This is a genomic window from Bradyrhizobium sp. AZCC 2176, assembly GCF_036924645.1.
Lineage (GTDB): Bacteria > Pseudomonadota > Alphaproteobacteria > Rhizobiales > Xanthobacteraceae > Bradyrhizobium.
Genome location: NZ_JAZHRX010000001.1, coordinates 6,023,367 through 6,038,857 on the forward strand (window position 1 = coordinate 6,023,367; position 15,491 = coordinate 6,038,857).

At 61.9% G+C, this 15,491-nt stretch carries 24 protein-coding genes, 1 tRNA gene and 1 pseudogene; 12 read left to right on the top strand and 14 right to left on the bottom strand.

Annotation, left to right across the window (positions count from 1 at the left end):
• Window positions 1–118: 118 nt before the first annotated feature.
• Together V1288_RS28330 and V1288_RS28335 are read right to left on the bottom strand one after the other, a co-directional pair.
• Window positions 119–895, bottom strand: a complete 777-nt coding sequence (locus tag V1288_RS28330; RefSeq protein WP_334360157.1) for a cyclase family protein — start codon at window positions 893–895, stop codon at window positions 119–121.
• Between the two features lie 47 nt (window positions 896–942).
• A complete protein-coding gene (locus tag V1288_RS28335; protein ID WP_334360158.1) occupies window positions 943–1,926 on the bottom strand; it encodes a fumarylacetoacetate hydrolase family protein in 984 nt (327 codons plus the stop codon).
• Window positions 1,927–2,013: 87 nt separating this feature from the next.
• Here V1288_RS28335 and V1288_RS28340 point away from each other — a divergent pair, with 87 nt between their 5' ends.
• Genes V1288_RS28340 through V1288_RS28360 form a run of 5 tightly spaced genes read left to right on the top strand, consistent with a single transcriptional unit; the run spans window position 2,014 to window position 5,979 of the window.
• Complete coding sequence (locus tag V1288_RS28340) at window positions 2,014–2,937, top strand: ABC transporter substrate-binding protein (protein ID WP_334360159.1); 924 nt, start codon at window positions 2,014–2,016, stop codon at window positions 2,935–2,937.
• A 10-nt stretch (window positions 2,938–2,947) separates the two neighbouring features.
• The gene (locus tag V1288_RS28345; RefSeq protein WP_334360160.1) at window positions 2,948–3,646 is read left to right on the top strand and encodes a GntR family transcriptional regulator; all 699 of its coding nucleotides are present in this window, start codon (window positions 2,948–2,950) and stop codon (window positions 3,644–3,646) included.
• A 4-nt stretch (window positions 3,647–3,650) separates the two neighbouring features.
• Entirely contained in the window at window positions 3,651–4,454 is an 804-nt protein-coding gene (locus tag V1288_RS28350) for an ABC transporter ATP-binding protein (RefSeq protein ID WP_334360161.1), read from the top strand.
• Window positions 4,451–5,215, top strand: a complete 765-nt coding sequence (locus tag V1288_RS28355; protein ID WP_334360162.1) for an ABC transporter permease — start codon at window positions 4,451–4,453, stop codon at window positions 5,213–5,215. The genes V1288_RS28350 and V1288_RS28355 overlap by 4 nt, the downstream gene beginning before the upstream one ends.
• Window positions 5,212–5,979 carry an ABC transporter permease gene (locus V1288_RS28360; protein WP_334360163.1) on the top strand — a complete coding sequence of 256 codons (768 nt, stop codon included), beginning with the start codon at window positions 5,212–5,214 and terminating at the stop codon, window positions 5,977–5,979. Before V1288_RS28355 ends, V1288_RS28360 begins: the two co-directional genes overlap by 4 nt.
• 8 nt (window positions 5,980–5,987) lie before the next feature.
• Here V1288_RS28360 and V1288_RS28365 read toward each other — a convergent pair whose 3' ends face one another.
• From V1288_RS28365 to V1288_RS28395, 7 genes are all read right to left on the bottom strand, one after another.
• Entirely contained in the window at window positions 5,988–6,200 is a 213-nt protein-coding gene (locus tag V1288_RS28365) for a hypothetical protein (RefSeq protein WP_334360164.1), read from the bottom strand.
• A 128-nt stretch (window positions 6,201–6,328) separates the two neighbouring features.
• Window positions 6,329–6,553: a hypothetical protein gene (locus V1288_RS28370; RefSeq protein ID WP_334360165.1), complete on the bottom strand. Its 225-nt coding sequence runs from the start codon at window positions 6,551–6,553 to the stop codon at window positions 6,329–6,331.
• A 72-nt stretch (window positions 6,554–6,625) separates the two neighbouring features.
• A complete protein-coding gene (locus tag V1288_RS28375) occupies window positions 6,626–7,174 on the bottom strand; it encodes a CAP domain-containing protein (protein WP_442894189.1) in 549 nt (182 codons plus the stop codon).
• 119 nt (window positions 7,175–7,293) lie between these two features.
• Window positions 7,294–7,370: transfer RNA gene (locus V1288_RS28380), tRNA-Pro, on the bottom strand.
• 63 nt (window positions 7,371–7,433) lie between these two features.
• A complete protein-coding gene (locus tag V1288_RS28385) occupies window positions 7,434–7,913 on the bottom strand; it encodes a DUF192 domain-containing protein (protein WP_334361425.1) in 480 nt (159 codons plus the stop codon).
• Between the two features lie 142 nt (window positions 7,914–8,055).
• A complete protein-coding gene (locus V1288_RS28390) occupies window positions 8,056–8,721 on the bottom strand; it encodes a cold-shock protein (RefSeq protein WP_334360166.1) in 666 nt (221 codons plus the stop codon).
• 200 nt (window positions 8,722–8,921) lie between these two features.
• A complete protein-coding gene (locus V1288_RS28395; RefSeq protein WP_334360167.1) occupies window positions 8,922–9,683 on the bottom strand; it encodes an SIR2 family NAD-dependent protein deacylase in 762 nt (253 codons plus the stop codon).
• Between the two features lie 597 nt (window positions 9,684–10,280).
• Here V1288_RS28395 and V1288_RS28400 point away from each other — a divergent pair.
• From V1288_RS28400 to V1288_RS28415, 4 genes are all read left to right on the top strand, one after another.
• Window positions 10,281–10,448, top strand: a complete 168-nt coding sequence (locus V1288_RS28400; RefSeq protein WP_334360168.1) for a hypothetical protein — start codon at window positions 10,281–10,283, stop codon at window positions 10,446–10,448.
• 855 nt (window positions 10,449–11,303) lie between these two features.
• Window positions 11,304–11,462, top strand: coding sequence for a hypothetical protein (locus V1288_RS28405; protein WP_334360169.1), 159 nt, complete (start codon window positions 11,304–11,306; stop codon window positions 11,460–11,462).
• Between the two features lie 127 nt (window positions 11,463–11,589).
• Window positions 11,590–11,784 (top strand): hypothetical protein, encoded by a 195-nt coding sequence (locus tag V1288_RS28410; RefSeq protein ID WP_334360170.1) that lies wholly within the window; start codon window positions 11,590–11,592, stop codon window positions 11,782–11,784.
• Between the two features lie 45 nt (window positions 11,785–11,829).
• On the top strand, window positions 11,830–12,144 hold the full coding sequence (locus tag V1288_RS28415; protein WP_334360171.1) for a hypothetical protein: 315 nt from the start codon (window positions 11,830–11,832) through the stop codon (window positions 12,142–12,144).
• On the opposite strand, the pseudogene V1288_RS28420 reads toward V1288_RS28415, so the two are convergent.
• The 3 genes and pseudogenes from V1288_RS28420 to V1288_RS28430 form a co-directional block, all read right to left on the bottom strand.
• A pseudogene (locus V1288_RS28420) lies at window positions 12,117–12,326 on the bottom strand (putative quinol monooxygenase); the annotation flags it as partial. The gene V1288_RS28415 and the pseudogene V1288_RS28420 sit on opposite strands and share 28 nt — an antisense overlap.
• A gap of 48 nt (window positions 12,327–12,374) precedes the next feature.
• Window positions 12,375–12,530, bottom strand: coding sequence for a hypothetical protein (locus V1288_RS28425; protein WP_334360172.1), 156 nt, complete (start codon window positions 12,528–12,530; stop codon window positions 12,375–12,377).
• A gap of 356 nt (window positions 12,531–12,886) precedes the next feature.
• The gene (locus V1288_RS28430; protein ID WP_334360173.1) at window positions 12,887–13,075 is read right to left on the bottom strand and encodes a hypothetical protein; all 189 of its coding nucleotides are present in this window, start codon (window positions 13,073–13,075) and stop codon (window positions 12,887–12,889) included.
• Between the two features lie 171 nt (window positions 13,076–13,246).
• Here V1288_RS28430 and V1288_RS28435 point away from each other — a divergent pair, with 171 nt between their 5' ends.
• The 3 genes from V1288_RS28435 (at window position 13,247) to V1288_RS28445 (ending at window position 14,905) form a co-directional block, all read left to right on the top strand.
• A complete protein-coding gene (locus V1288_RS28435; protein ID WP_334360174.1) occupies window positions 13,247–13,699 on the top strand; it encodes a VOC family protein in 453 nt (150 codons plus the stop codon).
• A 48-nt stretch (window positions 13,700–13,747) separates the two neighbouring features.
• Complete coding sequence (locus V1288_RS28440) at window positions 13,748–13,918, top strand: hypothetical protein (RefSeq protein ID WP_334360175.1); 171 nt, start codon at window positions 13,748–13,750, stop codon at window positions 13,916–13,918.
• Between the two features lie 363 nt (window positions 13,919–14,281).
• Window positions 14,282–14,905, top strand: coding sequence for a glutathione S-transferase family protein (locus tag V1288_RS28445; protein ID WP_334361426.1), 624 nt, complete (start codon window positions 14,282–14,284; stop codon window positions 14,903–14,905).
• Between the two features lie 20 nt (window positions 14,906–14,925).
• Here V1288_RS28445 and V1288_RS28450 read toward each other — a convergent pair whose 3' ends face one another.
• A complete protein-coding gene (locus tag V1288_RS28450; RefSeq protein ID WP_334360176.1) occupies window positions 14,926–15,177 on the bottom strand; it encodes a hypothetical protein in 252 nt (83 codons plus the stop codon).
• A 36-nt stretch (window positions 15,178–15,213) separates the two neighbouring features.
• Window positions 15,214–15,474: a PilZ domain-containing protein gene (locus V1288_RS28455; protein WP_334360177.1), complete on the bottom strand. Its 261-nt coding sequence runs from the start codon at window positions 15,472–15,474 to the stop codon at window positions 15,214–15,216.
• Between the last annotated feature and the right edge of the window lie 17 nt (window positions 15,475–15,491).

Here is a 15,491-nt window from a genome sequence, read left to right on the forward strand (position 1 = left end):
GCTGGGCGTGGAGCGCGACGCGCTTGATGGACCACAGCAGAAGCATCCCCGCAATCGCGGTGCGCGCAAATCCGTCATTCGTTTTCTCCCGGTTTTTGTTTTTTGTTGCGTACAGCCTTCAGCCGTCGAGAATGGCGACCGCACGGGTCCATCCTGCGGATGCCCGCTCGATCTTCACCGGGAAGCACGACACCGTGAAGCCGGTCGACGGCAGTTGCTCGAGATTGTGCAGTTTTTCGATGTGGCAATAGCCGATATGGCGTCCGGCTTTGTGCCCTTCCCAGATCAGGCTGGCGTCCCTGGTCTCGGCGTATTTCTTCGCCGTGTAGACGAACGGCGCATCCCAGCTCCAGCCATCGATGCCGGTCAGCCGCACGCCACGCTCCAACAGATACATCGTCGCCTCGTAGCCCATGCCGCAGCCGGAGGTGACGTAATCGGGCCTGCCATATTTGACGCCGGCGCTGGTGTTGACCACGACGATCTCCAGCGGCGACAGCGTATGGCCGATACGCTTCAGTTCAGCTTCGACATCCTTGGCGGTGGCGACATAGCCGTCCGGCAAATGCCGGAAGTCGAGCTTCACACCCGGCTGGAAACACCATTCCAGCGGCACCTCGTCGATGGTCCAAGAACGCTCGCCGCGATTCATGGTGGGATGGAAGTGCCATGGCGCGTCCAGATGCGTGCCGTTGTGGGTGGAGAGCGATACCTGCTCCACCGCCCAGCCCTGGCCATCAGGCAGATCTTCCGCCTTCAGCCCATCGAAGAACTGCAGCATGCGCGGCAGGCCCTGCTGGTGATCGATATACTGGATGGTGGGGTGATTGCCGGGTGGATCGGCCGGCACGTCGTTTTGCAGGGGAACGGAGATATCGATCAACTTGCGCGCCATGGTGTTTCCTCAGCTTAATGTTCTTTTGTAACGTCGCCAAAAGCAGACTATTGCCGCTCGACACGGTTCTTCAACGTACCGATCTTTTCGACTTCGAGCTCGATGGTATCGCCATGCTCGAGGTACCAGCCAAGCTCGAGCCCGCAGCCATTGCCGACGGTGCCGGATCCGATGAATTCGCCGGGCATCAGGGTCTCGTCCTGGCTGACATGGGCGATGATCTCTTCGAACGAGAATAGCATGCCTTCGGTCGCGCCCTGCGAGCGCCTCTCGCCGTTGACGCGCGCTTCCATCTTCAATTTGTAGGGATCGCCGATCTCGTCTGGCGTGACGATCCACGGCCCCATCACGTTGCCGCCGTCAAAGCTCTTGCCTTTCGCCGGGCCGAGGCGGCCCTCCATTTCGATGCGCTGGGCGTCGCGCGCGGAAAAATCGTTGAAGATGGTATAGCCGAAGATGTGGTCCCTGGCCTTGGCGGCGGAGATGTTGGCGCCTTTGTTCCTGGTGATGATGCCGAATTCGAGTTCGTAGTCCATCACCTGGCTGTAACGCGGCCATTTCACCGTGGTGTTGGTGCCGCGCACGCTGAAACGGTTGGTGATGTAGTAGATCGGTTGCTTGCGGTAGACCTCCGGCAGTTCGCCGAGCGGCTCGGCCTCGATCCGCGCCAGCTCCGCCATGTCGTTCCTGGCGCGCGCGGCGAGCTTGAGCTGCCCGCGCGGGGCCTGCAGGATGTGCAGCGGAAACGACATGCCGTCCCGCATCTGCCGCGGCTCTGGAACCGGCGCGAGTATCTCCGCCGTCCCGGTCTTTGCCGACAGCGTCTCGTCCCGGCCGTGCTTGTCGAACATCTTGGCCGCCTGTTCGAGCGCGCTCTCGCCGGCGTCGATCAACGCCAGCATCGATGCAAAGGCCGGATTGGCGCTTCCGCTCCGGTTAGCGGCGGCTGCGAGATCGAACAGAAGAGTATCGCCCGTATGCACGATTCCGATCTTTTCCTGTCCGCCGGATTTGAATGTCGCGAGTTTCACTGGATGACCCCTTGTTTTCTGCTGGAATATATGATCAAAAAAAATATCGATAAACAAGACAGAAAAATGTGTATTGGGGAGAACACCGTGAAAAAGGCTCTTGCCGCCTTGGCGGTCAGCGTGGCGCTGACCGGCACCGCTTTCGCGCAAGCCAAGATCCAGGTCGGCTGCACGGCGACCTCGGACTGCGCCTCTGCGATGGTCGCGATCGACGAAGGCATCTTCAAAAAGCACGGGCTCGAGGTCGAGATGACGCCGATCGGCATCAACTCGAATATCCCGGCGGCGATCCTGTCGAACTCGATTCAGATCGGCGGACCGACCTCGACCGTGTTCCTGCAGGCGGTCGACGGCGGCCTCGATCTCGTCGCCATCGCGGGAGCTACCGTGATGAGCCCGGTGTCGAACGGCAACATCACCGCCTTTGTGCGTAACGGCATCACCATCAAGGAACCGAAGGATTTCGTCGGCAAGAAAGTCGGCGCGCCCGGGCTGAACGCATTCCTGCACGTGCTGTTCGTGAAATGGCTGGTCGAGAAAGGCGTAGACCCCAAGAGCGTCAATTTCGTCGAGGTCACCTTCCCGACCATGACCGATATCATCAAATCCGGCGGCGTCGACGCCGTGCTGACCGCCGAACCGTTCGTGAGCAGCATGACCAACGCCGGCCTCGGCTCGGTCGGCGCACGCTACGCGGTCGAGCTGGCACGCACCGACCCCATCATCTTCTACGCCGCGTCGCGCGAATGGGCAGACAAGAACGCCGCGGCGATCAAGAAATTCCGTGACGCGATCGCCGAGTCCGCCGTCATCGTCAACAACGACCGCGAAAAGGCATCGACCTCGATCTCAAAATTCACCAAGCAGCCGATTGAGCTGGTCAAGGCGACGCCGCCGAACCGCTCCGAACCGGCGCTGAAGCCCGAGCAGCTCGCCTGGTGGATCGAGGTGATGTCGTCGCAGAAGATGCTGCAATCCAAGCTCGACACCTCGAAGCTGGTCCTCAAGTAAGGGATTGCCGATGCCGGCTTCCGAGCGCCAACCGAACCGACCGGTAACCGAGGCCGCCACGCTGAGCGAGCGGGCGGCCATGCTGGTCGAACAGGACATCCTGGCCGGTCTTCTGGCGCCGGGATCGCGGCTCGGCATCGTCGACCTCGTGCAGCGCTACGAGATCGGCGCCACGCCGCTGCGCGAGGGCCTGTCGCGGCTGATGTCGCGCGGGCTGATCGTGGGCACTGGGCAGCGCGGTTTTCGCGTCGCCGACATCAGCCGTGAGGACCTGCTCGACATCACCACGATGCGTACGGCGGTCGAGGTCGAGGCCATCCGGCTGGCCATCGTCCATGGCGACGACGCCTGGGAGGCCGGCATCGTCAGCGCGCTGCACCAGATGCGCCGCCATATCGAGCGGACCGGCGATCAATTTCGCGAAGGCGCGGAGGATTTCGACCGGCTGCACAAGGGCTTTCATACCGCGTTGTTGGCCGCCTGCGGCTCAAAACGCCTGCTCGCGTCCCACTCCGATCTCTACGACCAGGCCTACCGCTACCGCCGCGTGATGATGCGCTCGTTCGACAGCGGCAGGAAATTCGTGCGCGCGCATCAATTGCTGGCCGATCGGGTGATCGCGCGCGATATTCCCGGCTCGCAGGCGATGCTGACGGCGCATCTGCGCTCGACCCTGGACTTCGTCTATCCCTCAGGCAGCGAGAGCTGACATCATGGCAAGCGCCGCAAAACGCCTCGAAGCCGTCCCCGGCACGCCCGCGCCGCAAATCAGCTTTGACGCGGTCACGCTGCAGCTCGGCGGCAAGACCATCATCGAACGCCTCAGCCTCGGTGTGCAGCCTGGCGAATTCCTCTGCATCGTCGGCGCCTCCGGTTGCGGCAAGACCACGGCGCTGCGGCTGGCGGCAGGGCTCTACCAGCCGACCAGCGGCAAGGTGAATTTCGACGGCCAGCCGATGCGCGAGCCGCGCCGCGAGATCGCGATCGTGTTTCAGGATTACGGCAAGGCGCTGCTGCCGTGGCGCACCGCGGCCGGCAACGTTTCGCTGGCGCTGGAAGCGGGCGGCATGCCGTCGGCCGAACGCCCAGCCCGCATCGAGGAATTGCTGCGTACCGTCGGCCTGCCCGGCCACGCCGGCAAATATCCGTCAGAAATGTCCGGCGGCATGCAGCAGCGCCTGCAGATCGCCCGCTGCCTGGCGCAGGAGCCGAAGACGCTTCTGATGGACGAGCCGTTCGGCGCGCTGGATGCGATGACGCGGCAGGGACTGCAGGACGAGGTGCTGTCGCTGGTGGCGGCCAGCGGCGCCACCGTGATCTTCGTGACCCACGACCTCGATGAAGCGATCTATCTCGGCGACCGCGTCATCGGCCTGTTGCCGCATCCGGGGCGGATCGGCATCGAACTGCCGGTCAATTTGCCGCGCCCGCGCGATCAATTGTCGACCCGCGAGCATCCCGAATTCCTGCGGCTGCGGCGGCAATTGTTCGATTTCATCAAGGCGAGCGAGCATTGACCAGCAATTCCGCCAAGGCGCTGGTGCTGCCGCTCGCCGTGCTGGTGGCGTTCGAAGTGTGGGCGCGCGCGACCCATCTGCAAAGCGACAGCCTCGCGCCGCCGAGCGAAATCGTCACGGCGCTTGCCGGCGCCTTCGCCGATTTCTCGATCCTGGCGGCGACGCGCGATACGCTGTTCTCGGCGTTCACGGGCCTCGCCATCGGCACCCTTATTGGCCTGGCGTTCGGCATCGCCTTCGGAATTTCTGATACAATCAACCGCCTGATGGAAGTGACCGTCGAGGCGATCCGCCCGATCCCCTCGATCGCGCTGTTGCCGATCGCGCTGATCGCGCTCGGCTTCGGCTACCGCATGGAAATCGTGATCGTGGCGTTCGCCTGCGTCTGGCCGATTCTGATCCTCTCGCGCGCCGCCGTGCGCAGCATCGAGCCGCGGCTGATGGAGGTGTCGCGCGCGCTACGCTTACCGCCGGCGCAGCGGGTCTGGAAGATCATCATCCCGGCGGCGCTGCCGCGGATCTTCGTCGCCTTTCGGCTGTCGGCCGGCATCGCGCTGATCGTCGCCGTGACCGTTGAAATCGCGATCAATCCGCTCGGCCTCGGCGCCGGTATCATGCTGGCGCAGCAGGCGCTGCGCCCTGACCTGATGCTGGCCTATCTGGTCTGGATCGGCGCCATCGGCTACGCGCTGAATGTCCTGCTGGTCGTGGCCCAGCGCCGCCTGTTCGGCCGCGCCGCCCTGAGCGGAGACAGCCCATGAACCGCACAGCGATCATCTGGCGCGTGGCAAGCTTTGCGATAGCAGCCGGCTTCATCGCGCTCTGGCAACTGACCGCCAATTTGAAACTGGTCTCGCCGGTGTTCCTGCCGGGACCGGACCGCGCATGGGCCTCGCTGATGCGCGGATTTGCCTCGGGCGATCTCTGGAGCAAGCTCGCCGGCACGCTCGAGCATATGGCCTATGGCTGGCTCGCTGCTTCCATCGCCGGCATCGCCATCGGCGCGATCATCGGTTCGTCGCGCACGATGCGGACCTATGTCGCGCCCTCGCTGGAGTTTTTACGGCCGCTGCCGGTCTCGGCGATCATTCCGGTCGCGATCGCCATGCTCGGATTGACTCAGGCGATGGCGCTGTTCGTGATCGCCTTCGGCGCAATCTGGCCGATCATGCTGGCGACCATCCACGGTTTTGCGGCCGTCGAGCCTCGGCTCTACGAGGTGGCGCGGTCGCTGCAGATGTCGCGCCTCGCCGTGATCTTCAAGATTGCACTGCCTTCCGCCAGTCCCGACATTCTCTCCGGCATGCGGCTCAGCCTGACGGTGGCGCTGATCCTGTCGGTGGTCTGCGAAATTCTGGCCGGCCTCGACGGGCTCGGCCACTGGGTTCTGCTGTCGGCCCGCGCGTTCCGCTCCGCCGACCTGTTCGCCGGTGTCATCCTGCTCGGCGTGACCGGCTATGTGACGTCGGTGGCGATGTCGCTGGCGGAACACCGGCTGCTGGCGTGGCAGGCGGCGCAGCGCTGACGTGGCGCTTACGGCTGCGAAGCATTCTCCGACATGCCTTCCGGCATCCGTTCAAGCCAGGCGGAGTTCTTCCTTGTCCTGACCACGTCCCTGCGAACGCGCCCCATCCACCGCCAGGCAGCCTTGAGGCTGAAGGTAATGAGCACCTCATGGTGCCGCATCCCCTTGCCGCCCTTGACCAGCCCGAGATCGCGGATGACGCAGTACGTCCCGCTGCTCATGCGGGCGAACTTCGCACCTTGGAAATGATTGCGCACACGCGACAACAACATGCGTGCAGCATGCACCACGCGTCGATTCCGTCAACCTTGACGGCCGCCGAATCAACCGCACCGACGTGCGAAAGCCGTCAAAGCGTTGCGTTGTTGCCGCGCCCGCCGAGGCGATGCACCTGACCGGTTGGAACCCGCACGCGGCTCAACACTTCCCGACGATCGCTCAGCCGCGTGCTCGGTGGCTCGCGCTGCGCAAAGCATTCAAGAATCTGGATACGGATTTCCTCCGCGAGCGGACCCTCGACCCGGCGCATGCGATTCCAGAGCCGGATGATTTCTCGTTGCTTCTCGACATCCATTGGTCACCTCCGAAGAACGACCAAAGAGAACATAACAAGAACGACATGGCAAGCGTTAAAGTTGCAACTTCGCTAGAAGCAGATGCTGAGAATCTTCAATCGGCAGGCCTCAGCCGCGCGCGATTTGGGCTTCGCAGCGTTTGCCTGCTTTGATTCCTTCGGCAAACTCTTTGGCGAACCCTTCGGCTTCTTGGGACGCTCATAGTCGCCTGCGATCACCATGGCCCAGTACGTACGACCGGTTTTGCCGCTTTTGACGCTGGCAACACCGACGCGCGTGGCGCCGGGCAGCAGGAGGTTTTTTCGGTGCCCTGACGAATTGATCCACTGGTCGAGGGTCTTGGGAAAACCGTCATAGCCGTACGCAATGTTCTCTGCGGCTCGGCCGGCGCCTGCCGGACTGACACGCGAATTGAATCGGCCGAGGACATCGTGATCCAGTACGTCCTTTGCGGCCATCGCCTGGGCTTGATCGTGTGCAATCCGTGTGAGGGTTGCATCCAGGGTTACCCGCTTCTCCCCGTGCTTTAGCCGAAAGTCAGAAATCATCTGCGCGGGGTTGGCCGCGGCCGTCCGGCCCAGGACCGCAATGGCAAAACAAAGCGCCAGCCCCAGCAGCAGAGCCTGCCGCGCCAGAATGACTAACTTCCTACCCGTCACAAGTTTTCCCCTGCCCGTCCCAATTGGGATCGCTGGGACGGATTCAATCCGAAAAAGACGCAGCAAGTCATTGATTTTATTGGTCGGGGCAGCTGGATTCGAACCAACGACCTGCAGTACCCAAAACTGCCGCGCTACCAGGCTGCGCTATACCCCGATCTGTGTTGGGAAATCCGTCGATACACGCTTAAATCCCCGCCATCAAGGCGATCTGAAAGGTTCAGCGCTTGTTGAACAGCGGGTGTGCCACCCGGTCGCCCGGCTGAATGCCATATTTTTTCGCCGTGCCGGCGACCACTTCCAGCACGCCCTTGGCGAGCCCTCCGGAGGAGATGATCTTGGTGGAGAGCGGCTCGGTATTTTCGGCGATCCGCAGGATGCGGCCATCGGCGCGGATGAAGATCATGTCGAGCGAGATGTAGGTGTTCTTCATCCACATCGAGATCTGCTGCTCCGGCGAGAAATCGAACAGCATGCCTTTGCCGTCCGGCAGCTCCTTCCGGTACATCAGCCCCTGGGTCTTCTCCTCCTCCGTCGTCGCCATCTCGACCGAGAACACCTGCACGCCTGACTTGGTAGCGATCTCGAGCGGCTGGAAGCTCGCGGCCCTCGCAGGCGGATTGGCGCAGAGGATGACGAGCACGGCGGATGCCGCCAACGACGTCACCACGCGGCCGCCGATACGAAGCCGCGCAACCATCAAAGCAAAATTCATCAAAGCACTCACGCCGGATATTTGGGAATTGCCGGGGAACCCTAACCTGACGATTGCGGCAAATGCCAGAGGCCGCCGCGCGGGTGCGCGGCGTCCGGCTCACGTTTGCGTCAGCAGCGCAGCAGGGTTAGTGCGACGACAGCGCCGACGGGCCGGTCTCGGGATGGATCTCGGCCGCCATCATGCCCTTGGAGCCGGGCCCGAACCGCACCAGTACGTACTGGCCCGGCCGCAACTCGGTCATGCCGAAGCGGCGCAGCGTTTCCATGTGCACGAAAATGTCGGGCGTGCCCTCGCCGCAGGTCAGGAAACCGAAACCGCGCAGCCGGTTGAACCACTTGACCTGGGCCCGCTCCAGCCCGCTGGTCGGCGTGACGCTGACATGGGTGCGGGGTGGCAGCATCTGCGCCGGATGGATCGCGGTGGACTCATCCATCGAAACGATCCGGAACGCCTGATAGCCCTTGGCGCGCTGCACGCACTCGACCACCAGCCGCGCGCCTTCATAGGCGGTCTGATAGCCATCGCGCCTGAGCACGGTGACGTGCAGCAGCACGTCAGGCCAGCCATTGTCCGGAACGATGAAGCCGTAGCCCTTCGAAGCGTCGAACCATTTGATGACGCCGGATATTTCGACAAGGTTGGCTGCGGCATCGCCGAGCCCCGACAGCGCATCCACTGCCGGATCGCGCTGCGAGCCGGCTGCGTATTCATCTGGCCCAAGTCTGTTTTGCCCTGTCCCGCCTGACGGCGGCCCCCCGAGCTTCTTGGACCCAAATTCGTCCGACCCCATGACCCCGGACCTCACACATTCAAAAAGCGGTCCGCTGTCGCCGCGGCGGACCGGAACACGCGCCCTACCATGACCATCATGATAACGCAGCGCGAATCTCTCGAATCAAAAGATAACACTCCCGACTGCCGCGCATAGCTAAAAAAAACAAAATTGCGGGGGCTATGAACAGGCTTGCACAGCCGCGAATCAATTGGAGATCAATTGCCTACAAACGGTCCGAGCGCTTCCCCGATGTCGAAACGGATCACCAGATCGGCGACGTCATCCTGTTCCGTCGGCTCATTGTTGATGATGACGAGCTTGGCACCGCAGTTCTTGGCCATCAGCGGAAAACCTGCGGCAGGCCAAACGACTAGCGACGATCCGATCGCCAGGAACAGGTCGCATTGCTGGGCCAGTTCGGTGGCCCGGCGCATCGCGTCTTCCGGCATCGACTGTCCGAACGAGATCGTCGCAGTCTTCACCGGCTCCTCGCAGATGGTGCAGTCGGGCGCGCTGCCGGTTTCTTCGAAACGCACTTTTACCCAAGGAAGATCATAGGCATGTCCGCAGCCGATGCAGCGGGCATAGGTGGTGTTGCCATGGAGTTCGACGACGTCGCAAGCCTTGAAGCCTGACGCTTGATGCAAATTGTCGATGTTCTGGGTAATGATCGCAGGCGTCTTGCCGGCCCTGTAGAGCGAGGCCAGCGCGCGATGCCCGCGGCCGGGCTTCGCCGCTGCAAAGGTCTCTTCCATCGCAAAGCGCCGCCGCCAGGCCTCGGCCCGCGCGTCGGCGCTCGAGACGAATTCGTCGAACGCGATCGGGCGGTTACGGGTCCACAGGCCGCCCGGCGAGCGGAAATCCGGAATGCCGCATTCGGTGGAAATGCCGGCTCCGGTAAAGGGAACGATACACGCCGCTTCGGCGATCATATTGCCGAGCTGCTCGACGCCGCTGCGCAAATCCTTGGCGATCACCGCTGATGTTTCCGAATTGTGGGGCCGTGCCGATTATAGCACGGCCGTTCGGATTGCCAGATCGATGCGCCCTGCCCGGCCGCGCCGCACGGGCCTCGTCAAAGCCCCTTTATCAAGCGGCCTTATACCGACGCTGCTTCTTCACGCTGCTTTGATCATGCTGCCTTGATCACGCTGCCTTGGCGACCTGCTCCTTCGGCTCCCTGGCTTCTTCGGCCTTCTTCACCTTGGGCGCCGGCGCGCCTTCCATCTTCTTCACCGGCTTGCCGTATTGAGCCAGCTTTTCCAGTTCCGCTTAGAGCTCGGCGCGTCGCGCTGCGACTTTCTCGAACAGCTTGTCGGTAACGTTGTCGCGCAAGCCTGCGAGTTCTTCGATACCAAGTGAATCCAGATCGATCTTTGCCAATGGAACCTCCCGTTTCATCCTTTCGCTAACGGGAACCGGCGTGAGCGACAAGAATGCGCCACATCTTATCCACCGCCTTCACCTCGCAACGGCAGGCGATCATAACGCTGCAACCCCGCTTCCGCATTCACGCCCCATTCGCGCGCGCCAATGATGGCGGGACGCGAATCAAACAAGATAACGGATGGGCGATGACCGAGAAGGAAGAAAGACTCGCGCGCGACCGCGCCGAAATCGCAGCGCGCGTCGCGAACTTCAGGGAAACCCAGCAGAAGTTCGAACGCGAGCGCGAGGAATATTACGAAACAACTCTAGCCAATGCGCTGAACGGAACCAGCCGGCCCTCGTTCTGGCGTTGAGGCGGAACCGGTGCAGGGCCTTTGCATTGTCGCCGACCAAATATGTTGCGCGGAGCCGCAAGAGTATTTCGCCAAGAATTCTGCAACACCGGGAACGAAGCCGCGGCCTCAAAGTTTTCTTTCCAAGTGCAGCAACCTTGCGAGAGGTGAAAGCACGAAAGACCCCGCCTACATCTTCGAATGTGGGCGGGGTTTTTCGTTAACGAGCGGATGGACCTGCGACCGCGTGCGATCGCAAGCCAATGCGATCGGGCGGGTCTGATCGTCGGATTATGCGGGAACTACTACGGCCCTTGCGGAGTTATTATCGTTCGCGAAAGGTGTGTCATGCCCGCGTGGATGGAAATTCTGATCAACGTGATCGGCTATGCCGGCTTCATCGCCATCGCGACCTATCACCGATCACCGAACAACAAACTGCCGGACCGTTGAGCGCCAATCGTCCAGCATCAGTTTGCTTTGGTCAATCAGTTTGCTTTGATCAGTTTGCCTGGTCGGTTCGCTTTGGGCGGCTCACCCTCGGTGCGGACGAGCCGGGCGGCGTTGACTAGCGCCTGGCGGTGGTTTTCGCATCCGCCTCGGTAGCCACGGCAATGCGTGCCGACGCGAAGCGCAGCAGTCCAACACCGATCCCAACACCGATTCTGGCGTCGAGAAAGACTCCTTTTGTTCTCCTGGAACGAACAGGGGGTGCATTTTCCGCCGCGGTTGCCCCGTTAAGATACCGTTACCTCACAAGCTTCGTCCGCTCGCCGACCCGACCGATCCCGCGCGGCTGACCTGCCGATCGCCAGCGCCGATGCCGGCCGTCGAACCTTTTTGGCGCCATCCGTACTCATCTAAAAAGGTGCTGCCATGACCCAAGCTGACCACTATCGAGAGCAGTCCAACAGAGCTCGCCAACTCGCCGAAGCGGTCAAGGATCCGGAAGCCTCGAAGAAGCTGATCGAAATGGCTGAAGAGTTCCGCCTCTACGCCGAGCGGCTGGAAGAGACGCACCAGCTCTCTTCCTGAGAATCACGGGAGCGGAGACTTTAAGCCCCTGTTTACCTCTTCCCGCTAAAGAGCCCCGCCGTTAACCCAACCTCTTTACAAAACGTAAATGCGCGCCTGACAAGTTTTGGCCAGGAGGGTCATTCCCATGGTCATTTATCCCATACCGGTTGAAGTGACACAGGCCAGAATACAACTCGTCGTCGATCAGAACGCCAAGGCGCCGCCGACGACGATCAATCAGGATCTTCAGGCCGTCTACCACGCCAAGGCAGCCGCCGTAGAAGCGACACTTGAGAATTTGCAGTCCGAAGAACCGCCCCTGGTGGACGTCAAGGTCTGAGCGAAGTCGGAAGTCAATTCCAGCGCGCGCCGTCGGAACAAGACTGTGCGTCCGGTCACATCGACCGCGCCTGCACTGGCGCTATCGTCGAAGCATGATGCCGTTTCGCGAGGTCATGATCTGGATCGTTCAAGCCGTCCTGTTCGGCATCGGATCGGTATCGCCGGGCTGACGGCGCATCCGGCCGGCCCGCTCGCGGCCGCGGCCTTCGCGATCGACGAGCTGATCCCGACCGCGATCGTCTTTTTTGCCGTGGTGACGGTTCTCGGCTGGTTTGGAAACAGGTTCTGGCCCGACGACTGGATATACAATCCCCTGCTGTTAGCGTCGCGCTATCTCGGTATCGCTTCCGCCCGATAGATCCGTGTCCCCGAGGTCTCGACGATCCGGCCCTTGAGCGATCTTACAAACGCCTTCGATTCTTCGATGGCGAAATGCGTGCGCAACGCCGCCTCATCAGCCCATTGCTCGAAGAAGAACAGCCGCATCGGGTTCTGGCAGTCATGCACGTCATGCGAAATGCAGCCCGGCTCCTTGCGCCCGCCCTCGGAGGCGCCGGTCGTTGCGCGTCGAGGCGGGCAATTTCTTCGTTAGTGCATCAGGCGCGGCACGACAACCGACACCGCCAGCAATACGCCGAGGCTGCCCACCAAAGACAGTTTCATCCGGGCCGTCCTTGCGTCGGTAATCGGGAGCACGAAGAAGAAAATCATCGCGAGAATGAGCACGCCGTAAACCAGGTACATGACTGATCCCTCCGTTGGCATTCACGATGGACGAAGGGGCCAATCGCGTATGTGTGAGGGATCACTCTGGTGACGCACTGACGCGCCAAGCTTGAGCTACGGTTAAAGCCCTGCAACGATGAGGATGGCCAGGCTGGCCAACATCCAAAGCGCGCGCGCAAGCGGGGACAGGGGTGGTGTGCACCTCCTGCCCTACGCTGCTGGTCGACCAGCGCCGATACGCCGGCACGGTTGAATTCGTGAGCCGATTTCGAACGGGCATCAAACGCGAAAGGCCTCCGGCCGAAGCTGGAGGCCTTCACTGTCACGAGGGGTACGTCCGCCCTTCACGACACTATCGGAGCGCAGAAAGTGCGCTATGATTTTGTTTCGGCAGCCTCGCGGGCACGCCGTTCTGCCTTGAGCCGCTCAAAGTTCGCACGGAAAGCGTCGTCAGCTTTCTTACGCGCAATAAGCGCTTCCTCGGCGTCCTTGCGAGCCTGCTCTTTCTTTGCCTCACGTTCTTCCTTCGTGGGCGCCAGCTTCTCGCGGGTTTCGTAATCCATGTCGGTCAACGTTTTGTGACGTTAAAGGTTCCAGACCAACGCCTCTTTCACATCCGCCACCGGCGAAATCAGAAGCCCGGATTGCTCAGGGCTCTTCCTTGCTGCTATTTATTGCCCCCGAGCGCCCCAAACGCCTGAAAAACAACAAACCCTCTCAAGGAGTTCTCCAAAATGCGCTATCTCCACACCATGCTGCGCGTCCGCAATCTCGATACCGCGATGAAGTTTTACCGGGATGCGCTGGGGCTGAAGGAAGTACGCCGGGTCGACAACGACAAGGGCCGGTTCACGCTGGTGTTCCTGTGCGCGCCCGAGGACGAGGGCCTGTTCAAGGCCGCGCCGCAGAACCGCGGCGCGCCGCTGGTCGAGCTCACTTACAATTGGGACGAGGAGAAATACGGCGAGGACCGCTATTTCGGTCACCTCGCCTATGAGGTCGACGACATCTACGCGACCTGCGACCGCCTGATGAAGGCCGGCGTCACCATCAACCGGCCGCCGCGCGACGGCAATATGGCCTTCGTCCGCTCGCCGGATCTGCATTCGATCGAGCTGTTGCAGAAGGGCGAGCCGAAGCCGCCGGCGGAGCCGTGGACGTCGATGCCGAACACCGGCCATTGGTAGGCTTTGTACAACTTCTTCGTACACGTCCGTCATCCGAGCTACCGGCTCGTGACCAAGGCTGATGTGCCGTTTCCATCGGGCGCGCGTGAAAGCGAATGGCGGCTGACGCGCAGCCGCCATGCTGACGACGTCAACGCCGAGGTGCGCGAGGCGGTCGACCGCGACGGCTACTCGCTGTTTCGAATAGGATTGTCGCTCTCGGAAATTCCCACATCGTGAAACGTTCCCTCGCTTGCGTGCAATTTCGCGGCAGGAACGACACATGGCGAAAGCACGTTGTCTTCGCGATTGAGAAATCGAGGAGACGGCGCTGGGACGAGGAACATTGCTTTGGCTGTTGGGCGTGCCGATTCCGGTGATCATCCTTTTATGGCTGTTCTTCGGTCACTGACGACTGGCGCAACGACGCGTCAGGCCAAGATCGGGCCCCGCCGCACCGCGGCGGGGTCTGATTTTTTTGTAAGCCTGATTTTGCAACCGTGTCCTGCTGCAAACCGCGCGCTTTTTCGCTGATCTTCGGTTATGAACGGATCAACGGGAGCAACGGGAGCGACACGCATGGCCGACAACAACAAACAATAACTGACCATCTGGGGCCGGGCCAATTCGGTCAACGTTCAAAAAGTGCTGTGGTGCCTCGCCGAACTCGACCTCGGCTATGAGCGCATCGACGCCGGCATGCAGTTCGGCAAGAACAACGAGGCGCCGTATCTGGCGATGAACCCGAACGGCCGCGTGCCGACGCTGGTCGACGGTGACTACGTGCTGTGGGAATCCAATTCGGTGATGCGCTATCTCTGCATGGCCTATGGCGAAAATTCGTCGATCTACCCCGCGCAGCCGAAGGCGCGCGCCGGCGTCGACCGCTGGCTCGACTGGACGCTGTCGACGCTGCAGCCGGTCGACCGCCCGGTGTTCTGGGCGCTGGTGCGGACGCCGCCCGAGAAGCGCGACATGGCCGCGATCCAGAAGGATGCCGACGCCGAGGCCGTGGTGTGGCGCATCGTCGAGGCGCAATTGGCGACGCGGCGCTTCATCGAAGGTGATCAGTTCACCATCGCCGACATCGCGCTCGGCGCCTATGCGCGGCGCTGGTTCGGCGTCGAAGGCGTCACCAAGCCGAAACTGCAAAACCTCGAACGCTGGTTTGCGCAGTTCTCTGCCCGCCCCGGCTTCACGCGGTTCATTGCGCCGCCGATGACGTGAGCGCTTTCGAGCTCATCCTGTCAGCGCGAGCCGCTGGACACGCCGGCGCCGATGCTGACCGCGCCGCCGATTTTCATGCAGGTGTTGGTGCCTTCGACCTTGACGAAGCCCGCGCCGTACTCCGCGCATGCATTGGCTGAATTTGAGCGCTTCAGCGGAGGCAGCTTGCCCAACGTTGCGGCCTTGTCGGACTTCTGAAGACGGGGCTGCTCGGCGACCGCGGCAAGCGCCGGGAACACCACAGCCATCATAACCAGGAGAGATTTTCGCATCCCGCCTTTTATCGCCGCTCGCGGATCGATGCCAGTTTAGCGAACGAACTTGACGCCGACCGATTTGCCGCGGCGCCAGACCACTTCACAGCGGCGTCCGGTCCTGGCGTCGCGCGAGAACGCCAGCCGCAACTTCGCCGGCAGCGAGTTGGGATCGTCGATCGTGACCTTTGCTCCCGTTGTGGACAGATCCTGCACCACGCATTGGCGCGCAGCAAAACCACCCTCCAGCGTGATCCAGCCGGGCTGACTCAATGATTTGCGCGTCTCGCGCTTCTTGTTCGATAGCAAAGCCATGTCGGAAGTTCCCCCGA

Coding starts and splice junctions, on each gene's coding strand:
- V1288_RS28330 (WP_334360157.1), bottom strand. CDS start 895: ATGGCGCGCAAGTTGATCGATATCTCCGTTCCCCTGCAAAACGACGTG.
- V1288_RS28345 (WP_334360160.1), top strand. CDS start 2,948: ATGCCGGCTTCCGAGCGCCAACCGAACCGACCGGTAACCGAGGCCGCC.
- V1288_RS28350 (WP_334360161.1), top strand. CDS start 3,651: ATGGCAAGCGCCGCAAAACGCCTCGAAGCCGTCCCCGGCACGCCCGCG.
- V1288_RS28360 (WP_334360163.1), top strand. CDS start 5,212: ATGAACCGCACAGCGATCATCTGGCGCGTGGCAAGCTTTGCGATAGCA.
- V1288_RS28365 (WP_334360164.1), bottom strand. CDS start 6,200: ATGAGCAGCGGGACGTACTGCGTCATCCGCGATCTCGGGCTGGTCAAG.
- V1288_RS28370 (WP_334360165.1), bottom strand. CDS start 6,553: ATGGATGTCGAGAAGCAACGAGAAATCATCCGGCTCTGGAATCGCATG.
- V1288_RS28385 (WP_334361425.1), bottom strand. CDS start 7,913: ATGGTTGCGCGGCTTCGTATCGGCGGCCGCGTGGTGACGTCGTTGGCG.
- V1288_RS28390 (WP_334360166.1), bottom strand. CDS start 8,721: ATGGGGTCGGACGAATTTGGGTCCAAGAAGCTCGGGGGGCCGCCGTCA.
- V1288_RS28400 (WP_334360168.1), top strand. CDS start 10,281: ATGACCGAGAAGGAAGAAAGACTCGCGCGCGACCGCGCCGAAATCGCA.
- V1288_RS28405 (WP_334360169.1), top strand. CDS start 11,304: ATGACCCAAGCTGACCACTATCGAGAGCAGTCCAACAGAGCTCGCCAA.
- V1288_RS28410 (WP_334360170.1), top strand. CDS start 11,590: ATGGTCATTTATCCCATACCGGTTGAAGTGACACAGGCCAGAATACAA.
- V1288_RS28425 (WP_334360172.1), bottom strand. CDS start 12,530: ATGTACCTGGTTTACGGCGTGCTCATTCTCGCGATGATTTTCTTCTTC.
- V1288_RS28430 (WP_334360173.1), bottom strand. CDS start 13,075: ATGGATTACGAAACCCGCGAGAAGCTGGCGCCCACGAAGGAAGAACGT.
- V1288_RS28435 (WP_334360174.1), top strand. CDS start 13,247: ATGCGCTATCTCCACACCATGCTGCGCGTCCGCAATCTCGATACCGCG.
- V1288_RS28450 (WP_334360176.1), bottom strand. CDS start 15,177: ATGCGAAAATCTCTCCTGGTTATGATGGCTGTGGTGTTCCCGGCGCTT.
- V1288_RS28455 (WP_334360177.1), bottom strand. CDS start 15,474: ATGGCTTTGCTATCGAACAAGAAGCGCGAGACGCGCAAATCATTGAGT.